Origin of the sequence: Streptococcus oralis, assembly GCF_003942875.1 — a bacterium.
Classification (GTDB): domain Bacteria; phylum Bacillota; class Bacilli; order Lactobacillales; family Streptococcaceae; genus Streptococcus; species Streptococcus oralis_BX.
The window spans coordinates 41,525-59,594 of the sequence record NZ_RMVK01000010.1 but is presented as its reverse complement, the minus strand read 5'-3'; the positions used below and the strand labels follow the sequence as shown (position 1 = coordinate 59,594).

At 42.0% G+C, this 18,070-nt stretch carries 17 protein-coding genes and 1 pseudogene; 16 read left to right on the top strand and 2 right to left on the bottom strand.

Translation table 11 applies throughout. The features are described from left to right. From D8844_RS09960 to D8844_RS09880, 16 genes and pseudogenes are all read left to right on the top strand, one after another. Positions 1-1,860 (top strand): annotated as a pseudogene (locus D8844_RS09960) (YSIRK-type signal peptide-containing protein); the annotation flags it as partial. A gap of 111 nt (positions 1,861-1,971) precedes the next feature. Beyond that, positions 1,972-2,178 (top strand): hypothetical protein, encoded by a 207-nt coding sequence (locus D8844_RS09955; RefSeq protein ID WP_000390701.1) that lies wholly within the window; start codon positions 1,972-1,974, stop codon positions 2,176-2,178. Further along, positions 2,175-2,369 (top strand): hypothetical protein, encoded by a 195-nt coding sequence (locus tag D8844_RS09950; protein WP_000709170.1) that lies wholly within the window; start codon positions 2,175-2,177, stop codon positions 2,367-2,369. Before D8844_RS09955 ends, D8844_RS09950 begins: the two co-directional genes overlap by 4 nt. Further along, positions 2,356-3,231, top strand: coding sequence for an ABC transporter ATP-binding protein (locus tag D8844_RS09945; protein ID WP_125423798.1), 876 nt, complete (start codon positions 2,356-2,358; stop codon positions 3,229-3,231). Before D8844_RS09950 ends, D8844_RS09945 begins: the two co-directional genes overlap by 14 nt. A gap of 12 nt (positions 3,232-3,243) precedes the next feature. Further along, positions 3,244-3,978, top strand: coding sequence for an ABC transporter permease (locus tag D8844_RS09940; protein ID WP_125423795.1), 735 nt, complete (start codon positions 3,244-3,246; stop codon positions 3,976-3,978). Positions 3,979-3,982: 4 nt separating this feature from the next. After that, on the top strand, positions 3,983-5,080 hold the full coding sequence (locus D8844_RS09935) for a sensor histidine kinase (RefSeq protein ID WP_125423792.1): 1,098 nt from the start codon (positions 3,983-3,985) through the stop codon (positions 5,078-5,080). 1 nt (position 5,081) lies between these two features. Then, on the top strand, positions 5,082-5,681 hold the full coding sequence (locus D8844_RS09930) for a response regulator transcription factor (RefSeq protein ID WP_125423789.1): 600 nt from the start codon (positions 5,082-5,084) through the stop codon (positions 5,679-5,681). Between the two features lie 318 nt (positions 5,682-5,999). Then, positions 6,000-6,413: a 30S ribosomal protein S12 gene (gene rpsL, locus D8844_RS09920; RefSeq protein WP_001142332.1), complete on the top strand. Its 414-nt coding sequence runs from the start codon at positions 6,000-6,002 to the stop codon at positions 6,411-6,413. Between the two features lie 19 nt (positions 6,414-6,432). Continuing rightward, the gene (gene rpsG / locus D8844_RS09915) at positions 6,433-6,903 is read left to right on the top strand and encodes a 30S ribosomal protein S7 (RefSeq protein WP_000087873.1); all 471 of its coding nucleotides are present in this window, start codon (positions 6,433-6,435) and stop codon (positions 6,901-6,903) included. Between the two features lie 394 nt (positions 6,904-7,297). After that, positions 7,298-9,379, top strand: coding sequence for an elongation factor G (gene fusA, locus D8844_RS09910; protein ID WP_000090339.1), 2,082 nt, complete (start codon positions 7,298-7,300; stop codon positions 9,377-9,379). A 323-nt stretch (positions 9,380-9,702) separates the two neighbouring features. After that, the gene (locus D8844_RS09905) at positions 9,703-11,403 is read left to right on the top strand and encodes an acetolactate synthase large subunit (protein WP_125423786.1); all 1,701 of its coding nucleotides are present in this window, start codon (positions 9,703-9,705) and stop codon (positions 11,401-11,403) included. Then, a complete protein-coding gene (gene ilvN, locus D8844_RS09900; protein WP_071851615.1) occupies positions 11,396-11,872 on the top strand; it encodes an acetolactate synthase small subunit in 477 nt (158 codons plus the stop codon). Before D8844_RS09905 ends, ilvN begins: the two co-directional genes overlap by 8 nt. An 89-nt stretch (positions 11,873-11,961) precedes the next feature. Beyond that, positions 11,962-12,984, top strand: a complete 1,023-nt coding sequence (gene ilvC, locus D8844_RS09895; RefSeq protein WP_000290683.1) for a ketol-acid reductoisomerase — start codon at positions 11,962-11,964, stop codon at positions 12,982-12,984. Positions 12,985-13,063: 79 nt separating this feature from the next. Beyond that, on the top strand, positions 13,064-14,314 hold the full coding sequence (gene ilvA, locus D8844_RS09890; RefSeq protein WP_000947300.1) for a threonine ammonia-lyase IlvA: 1,251 nt from the start codon (positions 13,064-13,066) through the stop codon (positions 14,312-14,314). Between the two features lie 82 nt (positions 14,315-14,396). Next, a complete protein-coding gene (locus D8844_RS09885) occupies positions 14,397-15,293 on the top strand; it encodes an SPFH domain-containing protein (protein ID WP_000244062.1) in 897 nt (298 codons plus the stop codon). A 106-nt stretch (positions 15,294-15,399) separates the two neighbouring features. Further along, entirely contained in the window at positions 15,400-15,615 is a 216-nt protein-coding gene (locus D8844_RS09880; protein ID WP_001130031.1) for a capsule biosynthesis transcriptional regulator, read from the top strand. Positions 15,616-15,707: 92 nt separating this feature from the next. Here D8844_RS09880 and D8844_RS09875 read toward each other — a convergent pair whose 3' ends face one another. Further along, positions 15,708-16,448: an amino acid ABC transporter ATP-binding protein gene (locus tag D8844_RS09875; protein ID WP_000193349.1), complete on the bottom strand. Its 741-nt coding sequence runs from the start codon at positions 16,446-16,448 to the stop codon at positions 15,708-15,710. Continuing rightward, on the bottom strand, positions 16,445-18,010 hold the full coding sequence (locus D8844_RS09870; protein WP_049484376.1) for an ABC transporter substrate-binding protein/permease: 1,566 nt from the start codon (positions 18,008-18,010) through the stop codon (positions 16,445-16,447). Before D8844_RS09870 ends, D8844_RS09875 begins: the two co-directional genes overlap by 4 nt. Positions 18,011-18,070: the final 60 nt, after the last annotated feature.

Below are 18,070 nucleotides of genomic sequence, written 5' to 3'. Positions count from 1 at the left end.
GTTCGAAGTAGACGCAGATGGCAAGGTGACCTTCACTCCTGATAAACAGTTCAAGGGTGAAACATCAGAGCTTGAATTGACTCGAATGGATGTCAACGGAACTCCTGTTACTGTCAAGTACCAAGCGGTGGTGAAAGAAGTAGTTCCAACCAGCACTAACGTAACTAGCACAGGTCCTCAGGGTGTTCCACAAACAGGCACTCCAACCTTCCAAGGTGGTGACCCACTGGTTCCAATCGATGAAACAGTAGAGCCAACCTTCGAAGATGGAAGTAAAGAGAAGACCATTCCAGGTCAAGGAACCTACACAATTGCTTCAGATGGAACTGTAACCTTCACCCCAGACAAGCAGTTTGTAGCACTCCTGATAAACAGTTCAAAGGTGAAACACCAGAACTTGAATTGACTCGTGTGGATGCCAACGGAACTCCTGTTACTGTCAAGTACCAAGCGGTGGTGAAAGAAGTAGTTCCAACCAGCACTAACGCAACCAGCACAGGTCCTCAGGGTGTTCCACAAACAGGCACCCCAACCTTCCAAGGTGGTGACCCACTGGTTCCAATCGATGAAACAGTTGAGCCAACTTTTGAAGATGGCAGCAAAGAGAAGTTTATTCCAGGTCAAGGAACTTACACGATTGCCCCAGACGGCACAGTGACCTTCACTCCAGACAAACAGTTTGTCGGAAACCCAGCTCCAGTCACAGTCAAACGTGTGGATAAGAATGGCACTCCAGTGACTGCGACCTACAGTCCAGAGCTCACTAAGGTAACACCAACTGGTAAAGATACTTCTTCAGTGAACATTAAGGGGCTTGTTCAAACGGGTACACCAACATTTGAAGGTGGTAATCCGCTTGTTCCAATCGATGAAACAGTCGAGCCAACCTTTGAAGATGGATCAACTGAAAAAGTGATTCCAGGTGAAGGAACTTATGCAATCTCACCAGATGGCACCGTTACCTTCACTCCAGAGGCAGACTTTGTAGGAAAAGGAACAGGCGTAACGATTGTCCGTAAGGATAAGAACGGTACTCCAGTTACTGCAAGCTATCGTCCAACAGTTGTAGATCCATCTACTGGTCATGACACGGCTTCTACAGGAGCAAAAGGCCAACCACAAGTGGCAACACCAGTGTTTGAAGGAAATATCGATTCGACTGTACCACCAACATTTGAGGATGGTAGCACGACTATGATTGTTCCGGGTGAAGGAAGCTATACAATTGATAAAGATGGTAAGATTACCTTTACTCCAGAACCAGACTTTGTTGGTACAGCTAAAGGATTGGTTGTGAAACGTCTGGATATGTATGGAAATGTAGTTACTGCTCACTACACACCAACTGTCCTTGGACAAACACAAGTGAGTGATGCGACATCAGAAGGTCTTAAAGGTCAAACTCAGACTGGTAAACCAAACTTTACAGGTGATGTCGATCTGACAGTTCCGCCAACCTTTGAAGATGGAACAACTGAAAAAGTCGTTCCAGGTCAAGGAACTTATGTAATCTCACCAGATGGCACCGTCACCTTCACTCCAGAGGCAGACTTTGTAGGACAAGCCAAAGGTGTGAAAGTGATCCGTAAAGACCGTAATGGAAATATCATTTCAGGATTCTATACTCCAACAGTAGTAGAACTTCCAGAGCAAGTGAAGCCGTCTGATAAAAAAGAACTTTCAGTATCTGATTCGAAACCAGATCAATTGACTCAAAACATCTCTGTAGAAAAAAATCAACTTCCAAATACAGGAAGTCAAGAAGATGGTTTGAAAAATCTAGGAATTCTGACAGCCCTAGCAGGTGCTATGACACTTGGATTGCTAGGTAAAAAGAAACGAAACGATGAATCAGACTAATCATTTTTAAGAACCGAGAAATTGGTTCTTTTTTTATGACATTTGTCATATTTCCTAGTGACAGAAGCATCTAGCTCAGTTAACTTCAAAGGACTATAATTGAAGTATGAAATGGAGGAAGAAGAAATGAAAAATAAAATGATTGTCGCAGTGAGTTTAGTAGCAGCAGGAGTTATGACCTATCTCATGTTTTCAGGATTGGACGAGGGTTTCTACCATTTTCCTTGGGAGCTCTTTGCTGGCTTTGGAATGATGTCTTGGCTTGTCAGAGAAGGTTTGAAATTGGTCAGAGATGTGAAAAAGGAGTTTGAGGAATGAAAAAAGCAATCATCTATTTCTTTATCAGCCTATCACTCTTGGTATGGTTAGTGGAAATGTTTACTGGTTGGTTTGACCAAACCGTGCTTCGCCAATTTATTCGTGGTGCTTGGGGTTTTGGGTTTATGATTTTCGTCGTTTTCCCTATGGGAATGAAGTGGTTGAAAGGAGAATCTCATGACTGTGATTAAAGTTGAGAAATTGAGTAAGAAAATAAAAGACAAGGAGATCTTGCGGAACATCTCCTTTGAAATCAACGATGGTGAATGTGTCGCCTTGATCGGACCTAATGGAGCAGGTAAGACGACCTTGATTGATTGCCTCTTGGGCGACAAGTTCGTGAGCTCAGGTCAGATAGCTATTCAAGGCTTTGCACCAACAAATCCTCGATTAAAGCAGCTTATTTCTATCTTACCTCAAGAAAATACGGTGGTTCAAGACTTGAAAGTGAAAGAACTCTTATCCTTCTTTCAATCAATCTATCCAAACAGTCTCTCCAATCAAGAAATTGATGACTTGCTGAGATTTTCGGACAAACAGAAAAATCAGCTAGCGGGCAAGTTGTCTGGTGGGCAAAAACGTTTGTTCTCTTTCGTGTTGGCACTAATAGGTCGTCCGAAAATTCTATTTTTAGACGAACCAACTGCTGCCATGGATACCTCGACACGTCAGCATTTTTGGGAAATTGTCAATCAGTTAAAGAAAAATGGTGTGACCATTGTTTATTCTTCTCACTATATCGAAGAGGTGGAGCATACGGCCGATCGCATCTTGGTCCTCCACAAGGGTGAATTGATCCGTGATACGACACCTTATGCCATGCGTGGTGAAGAACGAGAAAAACACTTTACGATACCTCTAACTTATCAGGATTTTGTCAGCTCTCTGACTATGGTTCAAGGGCTTGAAATCAAGCAAAATGCTCTTTCCTTCACCACCAAAGAAGCCAGCCAGGTATGGAAAGTTTTGCAAGAACAGGGCTGCACGATCGAAGAAATTGAAGTTCGCAATCGAACTCTTTTGGACAGTATCTTCGAAACGACTCAAGACTAAAGGAGATTGACGATGAAAAATATGACAAGTCTCATGAAAGTAGAAATCATTCTGATGAAACGGCAAGCCATCTACTACTTGCTATCCATCGGACTTCCAAGTGTATTTTACCTTATTTTCTCTGGTATGATGTCAGGATCAGACATTCCAGAAATCGCTCTTCAAGCCTATCTCTTTGCCATGACGCTCTTTAGTATCATGTCAAGTGCTTTTTTCAGTATCCCAAGCACACTCGAGTCTGATAAGACAAACAACTGGCAAAAATTGATTCAACATTCTCCTGTATCTATGGTAGAATATTATGTATCAAAACTGTTCAGCACTCTGCTAACTTTCTTGTTATCAATTATAGTTGTCTTTTCAGTTGGTCATTTTGTCCGTGGAGTTACGCTACCTTGGCTTGACTGGTTGGTAATCGGTGCTATTTTGCTGGTCGGAAGCGTGGTCTTTATCAGCATGGGGGTATTGGTGAGCTTGCTTCCCAGTGCTCAACTGATGACGGTGATTGGAAATATTGCCTATATCGCTTTGGCTGTCCTAGGTGGACTGTGGTTCCCCTTGAATTCCTTCCCAGAATGGCTCCAATCTATTGGAAAGCTGACTCCAACCTATCAACTGATGCAGGTCGTCTCTACTTATTTGGAACACCATGAATTTAATATTCTTGCTGCCTTGGTTGTGCTAGGCTATACAGTTTTCTTTGGTGTACTGGTAATCCAGCTGAAAAAAAGGATTGAGGTAAAATAAATCTATGTTGGAAAAATTTAAAAACATTCATTATATGTTTCATATTTCAATAGTGTTTATCATCTTTCCTATAGCGGGTGTCATCGTTGGAGATTACCCGCTTTTAACCTTGCTATGGACCCTACTATTTGTACTTGCCTTCTATTCGGTTTTAATCAGTCAGAATCGCACCGTGCAGTGGCTAGCATGGTGGTCCATGCTTGTCTACATTTTTTATACATCTGTTTGGCTAAGTTCAGGTTTCACATGGTTTATCTTTTATTTATCCAATCTCCTTATTTATGAGCTGGATGAGATTTCTTTTCACTCTTGGCGTTTTGTCAGTTTTATTGTCCTGCAACCATTTATTCTGACCGGAATCTATATGGTCAATCATGTTAGTCCCTGGCAGCTACTCTTTTTCTTGGTGACCTTTATCTTTTCCGATGCAATGACCTTTGGTCTTTATCGAATTCGATTGTCGGAGGACATAAAAGAAGAAAAGATGAAACAAAATGCCAAGCTCAATCTTTTCTTGGCTGAAAACGAACGCAGTCGTATCGGCCAGGATCTTCATGACAGTCTAGGCCATACTTTTGCCATGCTGAGTGTGAAGACGGACCTTGCACTCCAGCTTCTCCAAATGCAGGCCTATCCTCAAGTGGAAAAAGAATTAAAAGAAATTCATCAGATCAGTAAAGAATCCATGAATGAAGTTCGTACAATTATCGAAAATCTTAAAACCAGAACCCTAGCTTCTGAATTTACGACTGTTAAAAAAATGCTGGAAATTGCAGGAATTGAAACAGAAATCAATCACCAACTAGATACAGCTAGCCTAACTCAGGAATTAGAATCAACGGCCTCCATGATTTTGCTTGAATTGGTGACCAACATCATCAAACATGCCAAAGCATCCAAAGCTTACTTGAAATTAGAACGAACAGAGAAAGAACTCATTCTAACAGTGAGAGATGATGGCTGTGGCTTTGCTTCTCTAAAAGGGGATGAACTCCATACCGTTCGAGACCGTGTCCTTCCTTTTTCAGGAGAAGTAAAAGTGATTAGTCAGAAACAGCCGACTGAAGTGCAGGTTCGGCTACCTTATAAGGAGAGAAACTAAGATGAAATTACTTGTTGCAGAAGATCAAAGTATGTTGCGAGATGCTATGTGCCAGTTGCTTACCTTTCAAGCAGATGTAGATTCTGTCCTACAAGCCAAGGATGGCCAAGAAGCAATCCAACTTTTAGAAAAAGAGTCTGTGGATATCGCCATTCTTGACGTAGAAATGCCTGTTAAGACAGGCCTCGAAGTCTTGGAATGGCTACGAGCAGAAAAGCCAGAAACAAAGGTGGTTGTGGTGACGACCTTCAAGCGCCCCGGATATTTTGAACGTGCGGTCAAGGCTGGAGTGGATGCTTATGTCTTAAAAGAAAGAAGCATCGCAGACCTCATGCAAACCTTGCACACTGTTCTCGAAGGACGCAAGGAATATTCGCCTGAATTGATGGAAGTGGTGATGACGCACCCCAATCCGTTAACAGAGCAAGAAATCGCTGTTTTAAAGGGAATCGCTCAGGGTTTGTCTAATCAAGAAATCGCGGATCAGCTTTATCTATCAAATGGAACCGTCCGAAACTATGTCACCAATATTCTTTCGAAACTAGATGCTGGTAATCGAACAGAGGCAGCCAACATTGCAAAAGAATCTGGTTGGCTTTGATAAGAAGGGTTAAACAATTTCGAAATGATAACTTGAATCGAAGGAAATCCATACTAGAAAGGAGGAGGCAAATTGCCTCCTTTTCTGGTTTAGAAAAGCGGTAAAAGCTAGTGTCAAAGAGTTAAAAGATCAGAATAAAAATGAAAAATATCTTGACAATGAAGGAAAAATTGTGTTACAATAATAGACGGTACTTTTTACTTTTGGTCTCTCAAAAGTGTACAGGGACGTGCTGACAAATGTTGCAAAAGTACACACAGATGGTAGCTGTCACCAAGTGTATCATCACCAAAAATAAAAAAACACAGGAGAATGTAGATGCCTACAATTAACCAATTGGTTCGCAAACCGCGTAAATCAAAAGTAGAAAAATCTAAATCACCAGCTTTGAACGTTGGTTACAACAGTCATAAAAAAGTTCAAACAAACGTTTCTTCACCACAAAAACGTGGTGTTGCAACTCGTGTGGGAACAATGACACCTAAAAAACCTAACTCTGCCCTTCGTAAATTCGCTCGTGTACGTTTGAGCAACCTTATCGAAGTTACTGCCTACATCCCAGGTATCGGACACAACTTGCAAGAGCACAGCGTGGTGCTTCTTCGTGGTGGACGTGTAAAAGACCTTCCAGGGGTACGTTACCATATCGTCCGTGGTGCACTTGATACTGCAGGTGTTAACGATCGTAAACAAGGCCGTTCTAAATACGGTACTAAACGTCCAAAAGCATAAGGAAAGGGGATAAAGAGAAATGAGTCGTAAAAATAGAGCTCCAAAACGTGACGTATTGCCAGATCCGCTTTACAATTCACAATTAGTTACTCGTCTTATCAACCGCGTTATGCTTGATGGTAAACGTGGTACAGCTGCTTCAATCGTTTACGGTGCTTTTGAGCAAATCAAAGAAGCTACTGGTAACGATGCACTTGAAGTATTTGAAACAGCTATGGAAAACATCATGCCTGTACTTGAAGTACGTGCACGTCGTGTTGGTGGATCTAACTACCAAGTTCCAGTTGAAGTTCGTCCGGAACGCCGTACAACGCTTGGACTTCGTTGGTTGGTAACAATTGCTCGCCTTCGTGGTGAACACACAATGCAAGACCGTCTTGCAAAAGAAATCTTGGATGCTGCGAACAACACTGGTGCAGCAGTTAAGAAACGTGAAGACACTCACCGTATGGCTGAAGCTAACCGTGCCTTCGCACACTTCCGTTGGTAATATAGGATGCGAAAGCGTTAAGAAAGTCCCAGAGAAAATAGGGAATCAAAGCAGGTTGCGATTGCAACCAATGAGATTCATCTTTTTCTCCAGACTTTTAGCTTGAGCTCAACTAAATTATGATACCAAGAGCGGCAAAGGCCCAAGGCAAAAATAGGAAACTGATGCAGTGTTCCGTGAACACAAAGCAGTTTATCTTTTTTGCACCGGGCCTCGCTCGAGTTCAACTCAGCTAACTTGAGCTTTTAGCCCTAGTTCAATTCAACTTGTCTACAAGTTGAAACCAACAAAAACAAGATAAACATTGAGAACGGGTAGGTCCTGCCTATCCGTTTTTATTAAAATCGTGTTATAATAGAATAGAAATTAAAAATAAATAGGAGAAACAAACCTCATGGCACGCGAATTTTCACTTGAAAAAACTCGTAATATCGGTATCATGGCTCACGTCGATGCCGGTAAAACAACAACTACTGAGCGTATTCTTTACTACACTGGTAAAATCCACAAAATCGGTGAAACTCACGAAGGTGCGTCACAAATGGACTGGATGGAGCAAGAGCAAGAACGTGGTATCACTATCACATCTGCTGCGACAACAGCTCAATGGAATAACCACCGCGTAAACATCATCGACACACCAGGACACGTGGACTTCACAATCGAAGTACAACGTTCTCTTCGTGTATTGGACGGTGCGGTTACTGTTCTTGACTCACAATCAGGTGTTGAGCCTCAAACTGAAACAGTTTGGCGTCAAGCAACTGAGTACGGAGTTCCACGTATCGTATTTGCCAACAAAATGGACAAAATCGGTGCTGACTTCCTTTACTCAGTAAGCACACTTCACGACCGTCTTCAAGCAAACGCACACCCAATCCAATTGCCAATCGGTGCTGAAGATGACTTCCGCGGTATCATCGACTTGATCAAGATGAAAGCTGAAATCTATACTAACGACCTTGGTACAGATATCCTTGAAGAAGATATTCCAGCTGAATACCTTGACCAAGCTCAAGAATACCGTGAAAAATTGGTGGAAGCAGTTGCTGAAACTGATGAAGACTTGATGATGAAATACCTTGAAGGTGAAGAAATCACTAACGAAGAATTGAAAGCTGCTATCCGTAAAGCAACTATCAACGTTGAATTCTTCCCAGTATTGTGTGGTTCTGCCTTCAAGAACAAGGGTGTTCAATTGATGCTTGATGCGGTTATCGACTACCTTCCAAGCCCACTTGACATCCCAGCGATCAAAGGTATCAACCCAGATACAGACGAAGAAGAAACTCGTCCAGCATCTGACGAAGAGCCATTCGCAGCTCTTGCCTTCAAGATCATGACTGACCCATTCGTAGGTCGTTTGACATTCTTCCGTGTATACTCAGGTGTTCTTCAATCAGGTTCTTACGTATTGAACACTTCTAAAGGTAAACGTGAACGTATCGGACGTATCCTTCAAATGCACGCTAACAGCCGTCAAGAAATTGACACTGTTTACTCAGGTGATATCGCTGCTGCCGTTGGTTTGAAAGATACTACAACTGGTGACTCATTGACAGATGAAAAAGCTAAAATCATCCTTGAATCAATCAACGTTCCAGAACCAGTTATCCAATTGATGGTTGAGCCAAAATCTAAAGCTGACCAAGACAAGATGGGTATCGCCCTTCAAAAATTGGCTGAAGAAGATCCAACATTCCGCGTTGAAACAAACGTTGAAACTGGTGAAACAGTTATCTCAGGTATGGGTGAGCTTCACCTTGACGTCCTTGTTGACCGTATGCGTCGTGAGTTCAAAGTGGAAGCGAACGTAGGTGCTCCTCAAGTATCTTACCGTGAAACATTCCGCGCTTCTACTCAAGCACGTGGATTCTTCAAACGTCAGTCTGGTGGTAAAGGTCAATTCGGTGATGTATGGATTGAATTTACTCCAAACGAAGAAGGTAAAGGATTCGAATTCGAAAACGCAATCGTCGGTGGTGTGGTTCCTCGTGAATTTATCCCAGCGGTTGAAAAAGGTTTGGTAGAATCTATGGCTAACGGTGTTCTTGCAGGTTACCCAATGGTTGACGTTAAAGCTAAGCTTTACGATGGTTCATACCACGATGTCGACTCATCTGAAACTGCCTTCAAGATCGCGGCTTCACTTGCCCTTAAAGAAGCTGCTAAATCAGCACAACCAGCTATCCTTGAACCAATGATGCTTGTAACCATCACTGTTCCAGAAGAAAACCTTGGTGATGTTATGGGTCACGTAACTGCTCGTCGTGGACGTGTAGATGGTATGGAAGCACACGGTAACAGCCAAATCGTTCGTGCTTACGTTCCACTTGCTGAAATGTTCGGTTACGCAACAGTTCTTCGTTCTGCATCTCAAGGACGTGGTACATTCATGATGGTATTTGACCACTACGAAGATGTACCTAAGTCAGTACAAGAAGAAATCATTAAGAAAAACAAAGGTGAAGACTAATCAGTCCTCACTCTAGAAGGAAGTCACTTAGTGGCTTCCTTTTTTTGTCTTTAACTATTCATTTTTGCTGAATATAGTATACACATTTGGTCGCTAAGTGAGAAAGATACTAATTCTATCCAGAAAGAAAATATTCTAATTTGATAAATTAAAGTAAATAAAGGTTCCTAATTCCGTAGAAAAGTTAATAAAAATGAGGAAAAGATTCATAAATACACTTTTAGATAGAAAATTCAGAAAATTGACTCTTTTGCCTTGAAAATTTTTGAAAAAATGGTATGATAGTAACAAGCTATTTTTTTAAGAGAAGAGAAAGGGGAACAATGGAGAAAATCAGTTTAGAATCTCCTAAGACGGGGTCGGACCTAGTTTTGGAAACACTTCGGGACTTAGGGATTGATACCATTTTTGGTTATCCTGGTGGTGCAGTCTTACCTTTGTATGATGCGATATACAATTTTAAAGGTATTCGCCACATCTTAGGACGCCATGAGCAAGGTTGTTTGCACGAAGCTGAAGGATATGCCAAATCAACTGGAAAGTTGGGCGTTGCCGTCGTCACGAGTGGGCCGGGAGCAACAAATGCCATTACAGGGATTGCAGATGCCATGAGCGATAGCGTTCCCCTTTTGGTCTTTACAGGTCAGGTTGCGCGAGCTGGGATTGGGAAAGATGCCTTTCAGGAAGCAGACATCGTGGGGATTACCATGCCCATTACCAAGTACAATTACCAAGTTCGTGAGACAGCAGATATTCCTCGTATCATTACGGAAGCTGTCCATATCGCAACGACAGGTCGTCCAGGTCCTGTTGTGATTGACTTGCCAAAGGATGTATCAGCTCTAGAGACAGATTTCATCTATTCACCAGAGGTGAATTTACCAAGTTACCAACCGACGCTTGATCCGAATGACATGCAAATCAAGAAAATCTTGAAGCAATTGTCAAAAGCCAAGAAACCTGTTTTGTTAGCAGGCGGTGGTATCAGCTATGCGGAAGCTTCTAAGGAGCTCAATGAATTTGCTGAACGTTACCAAATTCCAGTAGTCACTAGTCTTTTGGGGCAAGGTACCATTGCAACGAGTCATCCGCTCTTCCTAGGGATGGGAGGCATGCACGGTTCTTTCGCAGCTAACATTGCAATGACGGAAGCGGACTTTATGATTAGTATTGGTTGCCGTTTCGATGACCGCTTGACTGGGAACCCTAAGACCTTCGCGAAGAATGCTAAGGTTGCCCATATCGATGTTGACCCAGCTGAGATTGGTAAGATTATCAGTGCAGATATTCCTGTAGTGGGGGATGCTAAGAAAGCCTTGCAGATGCTGCTCGCAGAACCAACTGTTCATAACAATACTGAAAAGTGGATTGAAAAAGTCACCAAGGACAAGAATCGAGTTCGTTCTTATGATAAGAAAGAACGTGTGGTTCAACCTCAGGCCGTTATTGAACGCATCGGTAAGTTGACAAATGGGGATGCCATTGTTGTCACAGACGTAGGGCAACACCAAATGTGGACAGCTCAGTATTATCCTTACCAAAATGAGCGTCAGTTAGTCACTTCAGGTGGCTTGGGTACCATGGGGTTCGGAGTTCCTGCAGCTATTGGAGCCAAGATTGCCAATCCAGAAAAAGAGGTTATCCTTTTTGTTGGTGATGGTGGCTTCCAAATGACCAACCAAGAACTAGCTATCCTAAACATCTACAAGGTGCCGATTAAGGTTGTCATGTTGAATAACCACTCACTAGGAATGGTTCGTCAGTGGCAGGAATCCTTCTATGAGGGTAGAACTTCCGAGTCAGTCTTTGATACCCTTCCTGACTTCCAGTTGATGGCACAGGCTTACGGCATCAAAAACTATAAATTTGATAATCCAGAGACGATAGAGAAGGATCTAGAAGTCATTCTGGAGGATGTGCCCATGTTTATCGAGGTGGATATTTCTCGTAAGGAACAGGTCTTACCGATGGTACCAGCTGGTAAGAGCAATCATGAGATGTTGGGGGTGAAGTTCCATGCGTAGAATGTTAACAGCTAGATTGCAAAACCGTTCAGGAGTTTTGAATCGTTTTACAGGTGTCCTTTCTCGTCGTCAAGTCAATATTGAGAGTATCTCAGTTGGTGCGACAGAGAACCCCAATGTATCTCGCATCACCATCATTATTGATGTAGTTTCTCATGATGAAGTAGAGCAAATCATTAAACAGCTCAATCGTCAAATTGATGTGATTCGCATTCGTGATATCACAGATAAACCACACTTGGAAAGAGAAGTTATCTTGGTGAAGGTATCTGCTCCTGCTGAGAAGCGTGCAGAAATCTTGGCTATTATCCAACCTTTCCGTGCAACGGTAGTAGATGTGGCTCCAAGCTCAATCACCATCCAGATGACGGGAAATGCTGAAAAGAGTGAAGCTTTATTGCGAGTGATTCGACCATACGGTATTAAAAATATCGCTCGTACGGGTGCAACTGGATTTACCCGCGACTAATACTCTTTGATTTTCAATGAGTATAAAATCCAGCATAAATTTGTTTAACCAGCCTATAAGGCAATAAAAATAGAAAAGAGAGAAAAACTATGGCAGTTCAAATGGAATACGAAAAAGATGTTAAAGTAGCAGCGCTTGACGGTAAAAAAATCGCCGTAATCGGTTATGGTTCACAAGGACATGCGCATGCGCAAAACTTGCGTGATTCAGGTCGTGATGTCATCATCGGTGTGCGTCCAGGTAAATCTTTTGACAAAGCAAAAGAAGATGGTTTTGACACTTACACAGTAGCAGAAGCAACTAAATTGGCTGACGTTATCATGATCTTGGCACCAGACGAAATCCAACAAGAATTGTACGAAGCAGAAATCGCTCCAAACTTGGAAGCTGGAAATGCAGTTGGATTTGCTCATGGTTTCAATATCCACTTTGAATTTATCAAAGTTCCTGCAGATGTCGATGTCTTCATGTGTGCTCCTAAAGGACCAGGACACTTGGTACGTCGTACTTACGAAGAAGGATTTGGTGTACCAGCTCTTTACGCAGTTTACCAAGATGCAACTGGAAATGCGAAAAACATTGCGATGGACTGGTGTAAAGGTGTTGGGGCAGCTCGTGTTGGTTTGCTTGAAACAACTTACAAAGAAGAAACTGAAGAAGATTTGTTTGGTGAACAAGCCGTACTTTGTGGTGGTTTGACTGCCCTTATCGAAGCAGGTTTTGAAGTCTTGACAGAAGCAGGCTATGCCCCAGAATTGGCTTACTTTGAAGTTCTTCACGAAATGAAATTGATCGTTGACTTGATCTATGAAGGTGGATTCAAGAAAATGCGTCAATCTATTTCAAACACTGCTGAATACGGTGACTATGTATCAGGTCCACGTGTGATTACTGAGCAAGTTAAAGAAAACATGAAAGCTGTTTTGGCAGATATCCAAAATGGTAAATTTGCAAATGACTTTGTAAATGACTACAAGGCTGGTCGTCCAAAATTAACTGCTTACCGTGAACAAGCAGCTAACCTTGAAATTGAAAAAGTTGGTGCAGAATTGCGTAAAGCAATGCCTTTCGTTGGTAAAAACGACGACGACGCATTCAAAATCTACAATTAATTCTTGTAAAGAGAGACAGAAGGCGAGTTGGGGGTACCTAACTCGTTTTTTATCTTGAAAAGTATTTGAGGAGGAGACAATGCTAAGTGCAAAAGATGTGGTGAAAGCCCACAAAGTTTTGAGTGGTGTAGTAGTTGATACACCACTAGAATATGATCATTATTTATCAGAAAAATACCAAGCAAAGATTTATCTCAAAAAGGAGAATGCGCAACGAGTTCGCTCTTTTAAAATTCGTGGAGCCTATTATGCCATTTCTCAACTATCAAAAGAAGAACGCGAGCGTGGTGTAGTCTGTGCCTCTGCGGGAAATCATGCCCAAGGTGTCGCCTATACTTGTAATGAGATGAAGATTCCTGCAACCATTTTTATGCCCATCACAACACCGCAACAAAAGATTGGGCAGGTTCGCTTTTTCGGTGGAGAGTTCGTGACAATCAAGTTGGTTGGGGATACCTTTGATGCTTCTGCTAAGGCAGCACAAGAATTTACATTGACAGAAAACCGCACCTTTATCGATCCTTTTGATGATGCGCATGTTCAGGCTGGTCAAGGGACGGTAGCCTATGAAATTCTTGAAGAAGCCCGTAAAGAGTCTATTGATTTTGATACAGTACTTGTACCAGTAGGTGGTGGCGGATTGATTGCCGGTGTTTCAACTTACATCAAGGAAACCAACCCGACCATTGAAGTGATTGGGGTAGAAGCCAATGGAGCTCGCTCTATGAAGGCTGCCTTTGAAGCTGGAGGACCAGTTAAGCTCAAAGAAATTGATAAGTTCGCTGATGGGATAGCCGTACAGAAGGTTGGGCAATTAACCTATGAAGCAACCCGAAAGAATGTTGAAACGCTGATTGGGGTGGACGAGGGATTGATTTCTGAAACCTTGATTGATCTTTATTCTAAGCAAGGTATTGTAGCAGAACCAGCCGGAGCTGCCAGCGTTGCAGCCTTGGAAGTTTTATCAGACTATATCAAAGGCAAGACGATTTGTTGTATCATTTCTGGGGGGAATAACGATATCAACCGCATGCCAGAGATGGAAGAACGTGCCTTGATTTACGATGGAATCAAGCATTACTTTGTAGTGAATTTCCCACAACGTCCAGGAGCTCTACGAGAGTTTGTAAATGACATTTTGGGGCCAAATGATGACATCACTCGTTTTGAATATATCAAACGAGCAAGCAAGGGGACAGGCCCTGTCTTGATTGGGGTAGCCCTTGCCAATAAGCATGATTATGCTGGATTGATTCATCGGATGGAAAAGTTTGACCCATCTTATATTAATTTGAATGGGAACGAAACGTTGTACAATATGCTAGTTTAAGCTAAAATAAAATTATTATCATATTATTTGCGTAATGGTAATGATGGTGCTATAATGAGGGTGACGAAAGGGGGAGATTCCCATGGTTTTACAAATTTTACTTGTTTTATTGTTTTTAGTGGTGATTGCATCAGTGATTATGGTTAGTTCTGTGTATGTGGTTCGACAACAATCTGTCGCTATCATAGAACGCTTTGGTAAATACCAAAAATTGAGCAATAGTGGTATTCATTTACGAGCTCCTTTTGGAATTGATAGGATTGCGGCAAGAGTTCAACTACGCTTGTTGCAAAGTGAGATTGTTGTAGAGACAAAGACGCAAGATAATGTATTTGTAACGATGAATGTGGCAACTCAGTATCGAGTAAATGAAAACAATGTCACAGATGCCTATTATAAATTGATGCGTCCAGAAGCCCAAATTAAATCCTATATTGAAGATGCTTTGCGTTCATCTGTACCAAAGTTAACCCTAGATGAGTTGTTTGAGAAGAAGGATGAAATCGCCTTAGAAGTTCAAAAACAAGTGGCGGAAGAAATGTCTACGTATGGGTATATCATTGTCAAAACGCTGATTACTAAGGTTGAACCTGATGCTGAAGTAAAACAATCAATGAATGAAATTAACGCGGCTCAACGTAAGAGAGTTGCGGCGCAAGAGCTTGCTGAAGCAGATAAGATTAAAATCGTGACCGCAGCAGAAGCTGAAGCAGAAAAAGATCGCCTACATGGTGTAGGGATTGCAGAGCAGCGTAAAGCAATTGTTGACGGACTAGCTGATTCTATCCAAGAGTTAAAGGGAGCCAATGTTGAGCTAACTGAAGAACAAATCATGTCTATCCTATTAACGAACCAGTATTTAGATACGTTGAATAATTTTGCAGATAAAGAGGGTAATAATACAATCTTCCTACCAGCAAATCCTAATGGAGTCGAGGACATAAGAACTCATATATTATCGGCTTTAAAAGCCAAATAAAAATATGCAGAATAATATAGTTACGACGAATATATGTTTTTTTATTGACAAACGAAATAAAAACGTATACAATTAAGTATTGTAAAGAATAATTTAGGAGAAGAACATGGCTAAGTCGAACTTTGAAAAAGTAGAAGCAGTTGTTGGCTGGGTTCGTGATAAGAAAATCACAGGCTACCGTATCTCTAAAGAAACGAATGCGCGTGAAATGTCTATCATTGCTCTAGCACAAGGACGCGCAAAAGTTAAAAATATTTCATTTGAAACAGCTCTTGGTTTAATCGATTTCTATGAAAAAAATCATGAAAAATTTGAAGATTAAACTGTGGTCACAGGCAGATTCCTGATTCGAGTCTGCCTTTTCTTTACAATTACAAACTAAAAAGACTGCATTCTTTATGCAGTCTTTGTTTATTAGCTGAGATAGCGTTGAAGAAATTCTTTTGTCCGTTCTTCTTTAGGGTTCGTGAAGAGTTCTTCTGGTTTGCCTTCTTCAGCAATGACACCCTTATCCATAAAGATGACACGGTGAGAGACATCGCGAGCGAACTCCATCTCGTGGGTTACGACGATCATGGTCAAGCCTTCTTGAGCCAAATCCTGCATAATTTTGAGAACTTCTCCGACCATTTCTGGGTCAAGGGCAGATGTTGGTTCGTCGAAGAGAATGGCATCAGGATTCATGGAGAGAGCGCGGGCGATAGCCACGCGTTGTTTTTGTCCCCCTGAGAGTTGTTTGGGCTTAGCTTGCCAGTAACGTTCTCCCATACCGACTTTTTCGAGATTCTCTTTGGCAATTTTTTCAGCTTCAGAGTGGTCGCGTTTGAGTACAGTCGTTTGGGCGACGATTGTATTTTCAAGGACATTCAGATTTTCAAAGAGATTGAAAGATTGGAAAACCATACCGAGTTTTTCACGATAATGGGTGAGGTTATAGCCTTTTTCTAAGACATTTTCTCCTCGATAGAGAATCTCTCCCTCTGTAGGTGTTTCTAGTAAATTAATCGAACGAAGGAAGGTTGATTTTCCGCTTCCTGAGCTCCCGATGATGGAAATAACCTCTCCTTTATGGACGGCGAGAGAAATGTCTTTTAGCACTTCGTTTTGCCCATATGATTTTTTGAGGTGTTTGATTTCAAGGATTGGTTGTGTCATTTTTTCAAATCCTCCGTTTGCATTTGGTTAGCACCTGTAGTGTAAGTATCCATGTCCATACGACGTTCGATGAAGCGTAGGATACGGGTCACAGTAAAGGTGAGGACAAAGTAGATCACGGCGATGATGGTAAAGGTCTGGAAGTATTGATAGGTTTGTGTTGCTACAGTATTTCCTGAGAAATAAAGCTCAACAACTGAAATAACGTTCAATACAGAGGTATCTTTGATATTGATGACAAATTCATTACCAGTAGCAGGTAGAATATTACGGACAACCTGAGGTAGGACAATCTTACGCATGGTTTGATTGTGGGTCATACCGAGAGCAGTTGCAGCTTCAAACTGTCCTTTGTCAACTGCTAGAATACCACCACGAACGATCTCTGTCATGTAGGCACCCGTGTTGATTGAGACGATGAAGATAGCAGCTAGTGTGCGGTCAAGATTGATACCGAAAGCTTGGGCAGTTCCATAGTAGATAACCATGGATTGAACAATCATCGGTGTACCACGGAAGATCTCGATATAGACATTGAGAATCCAACCGACTAATTTCTGTAGGGCGTACATTGCCTTGTTCTCAGATAGTGGAGCGGTACGGAAGACCCCGATTGCAAGTCCGATAAGGAGACCTGTGATGGTTCCGATAATGGAGATTAGGAGTGTGATACCAGCACCACGCAAGAGTTGTTGCCAGTTTTCAGAAAGGATCTTAGCAACTTGGCTAAAGAAACTACTTTCTTCCTCAGTTGTTGTAGACTCCACAGGTTGCTCTTTGATCATACGATCCATGAGGGCTACTTGCTCATCCTTAGAGATGGTTTCGATACTGGCATTGATTTGGCTGATGCGACTATCATCTTTACGAAGTCCAATGGCAATAGCTGTATCTTCTTCGCCAGTTTTGAAACCCGGTTGGGGTTGGATCATTTTGAACTTAGCGTTAGCAGACTCAGCGGTCATTGCTTCAGGTCGTTCAGAAACATAGGCATCAATAACACCGGCCTCCAGAGCTTGACGCATTTGGGCGAAGTCACCCATAGCTGTTTCTTTTTTGGCACCTGGAATTTGGGAAATCAGGTCATAAAGGTAAACACCTTGTTGAGACGTGATTTTTGCCCCGCTAAAGTCCTCCAAAGAGTTGGCATTCGCATAGGCAGAGTCCTTTTTGACCAATAGAACCGGTTCGCTAGTATAGTAACTGCTTGAAAAAGCAATTTCTTGTTTGCGTTCAGCGGTTGGGCTCATACCGGCAATGATCATATCGATTTTGCCAGAAGTAAGGGCTGGAACAAGTCCTTCCCATTTGGTTTTCACAACCAAAGGTTCCTTACCAAGGTCTTTGGCAATCTTTTTAGCAATTTGAACATCGTAGCCGTTGGCATATTGGTTGGTACCGTCGATTTTGACGGCGCCGTTACTATCGTCGTCTTGGGTCCAGTTGAAGGGAGCGTAAGCTGCCTCCATTCCGATGCGTAAATATTCGTCGGCTTGGACTTGGCTAACTAGTCCTAAGGTAAGGGCTAGGCTAGCAAGGATAGATAAGCATAATTTTTTCATGTTTTCTCCTATTTCTAGTCTAAAAATGACTCACTCTATTGTATCTAAAAATAGCGAGAT

Bases quoted from the DNA above. Each gene is read 5' to 3' on its own strand.
- D8844_RS09955 (WP_000390701.1), top strand. From the start codon at position 1,972: ATGGAGGAAGAAGAAATGAAAAATAAAATGATTGTCGCAGTGAGTTTA.
- D8844_RS09950 (WP_000709170.1), top strand. From the start codon at position 2,175: ATGAAAAAAGCAATCATCTATTTCTTTATCAGCCTATCACTCTTGGTA.
- D8844_RS09945 (WP_125423798.1), top strand. From the start codon at position 2,356: ATGACTGTGATTAAAGTTGAGAAATTGAGTAAGAAAATAAAAGACAAG.
- D8844_RS09940 (WP_125423795.1), top strand. From the start codon at position 3,244: ATGAAAAATATGACAAGTCTCATGAAAGTAGAAATCATTCTGATGAAA.
- D8844_RS09935 (WP_125423792.1), top strand. From the start codon at position 3,983: ATGTTGGAAAAATTTAAAAACATTCATTATATGTTTCATATTTCAATA.
- D8844_RS09930 (WP_125423789.1), top strand. From the start codon at position 5,082: ATGAAATTACTTGTTGCAGAAGATCAAAGTATGTTGCGAGATGCTATG.
- rpsL (WP_001142332.1), top strand. From the start codon at position 6,000: ATGCCTACAATTAACCAATTGGTTCGCAAACCGCGTAAATCAAAAGTA.
- rpsG (WP_000087873.1), top strand. From the start codon at position 6,433: ATGAGTCGTAAAAATAGAGCTCCAAAACGTGACGTATTGCCAGATCCG.
- fusA (WP_000090339.1), top strand. From the start codon at position 7,298: ATGGCACGCGAATTTTCACTTGAAAAAACTCGTAATATCGGTATCATG.
- D8844_RS09905 (WP_125423786.1), top strand. From the start codon at position 9,703: ATGGAGAAAATCAGTTTAGAATCTCCTAAGACGGGGTCGGACCTAGTT.
- ilvN (WP_071851615.1), top strand. From the start codon at position 11,396: ATGCGTAGAATGTTAACAGCTAGATTGCAAAACCGTTCAGGAGTTTTG.
- ilvC (WP_000290683.1), top strand. From the start codon at position 11,962: ATGGCAGTTCAAATGGAATACGAAAAAGATGTTAAAGTAGCAGCGCTT.
- ilvA (WP_000947300.1), top strand. From the start codon at position 13,064: ATGCTAAGTGCAAAAGATGTGGTGAAAGCCCACAAAGTTTTGAGTGGT.
- D8844_RS09885 (WP_000244062.1), top strand. From the start codon at position 14,397: ATGGTTTTACAAATTTTACTTGTTTTATTGTTTTTAGTGGTGATTGCA.
- D8844_RS09880 (WP_001130031.1), top strand. From the start codon at position 15,400: ATGGCTAAGTCGAACTTTGAAAAAGTAGAAGCAGTTGTTGGCTGGGTT.
- D8844_RS09875 (WP_000193349.1), bottom strand. From the start codon at position 16,448: ATGACACAACCAATCCTTGAAATCAAACACCTCAAAAAATCATATGGG.
- D8844_RS09870 (WP_049484376.1), bottom strand. From the start codon at position 18,010: ATGAAAAAATTATGCTTATCTATCCTTGCTAGCCTAGCCCTTACCTTA.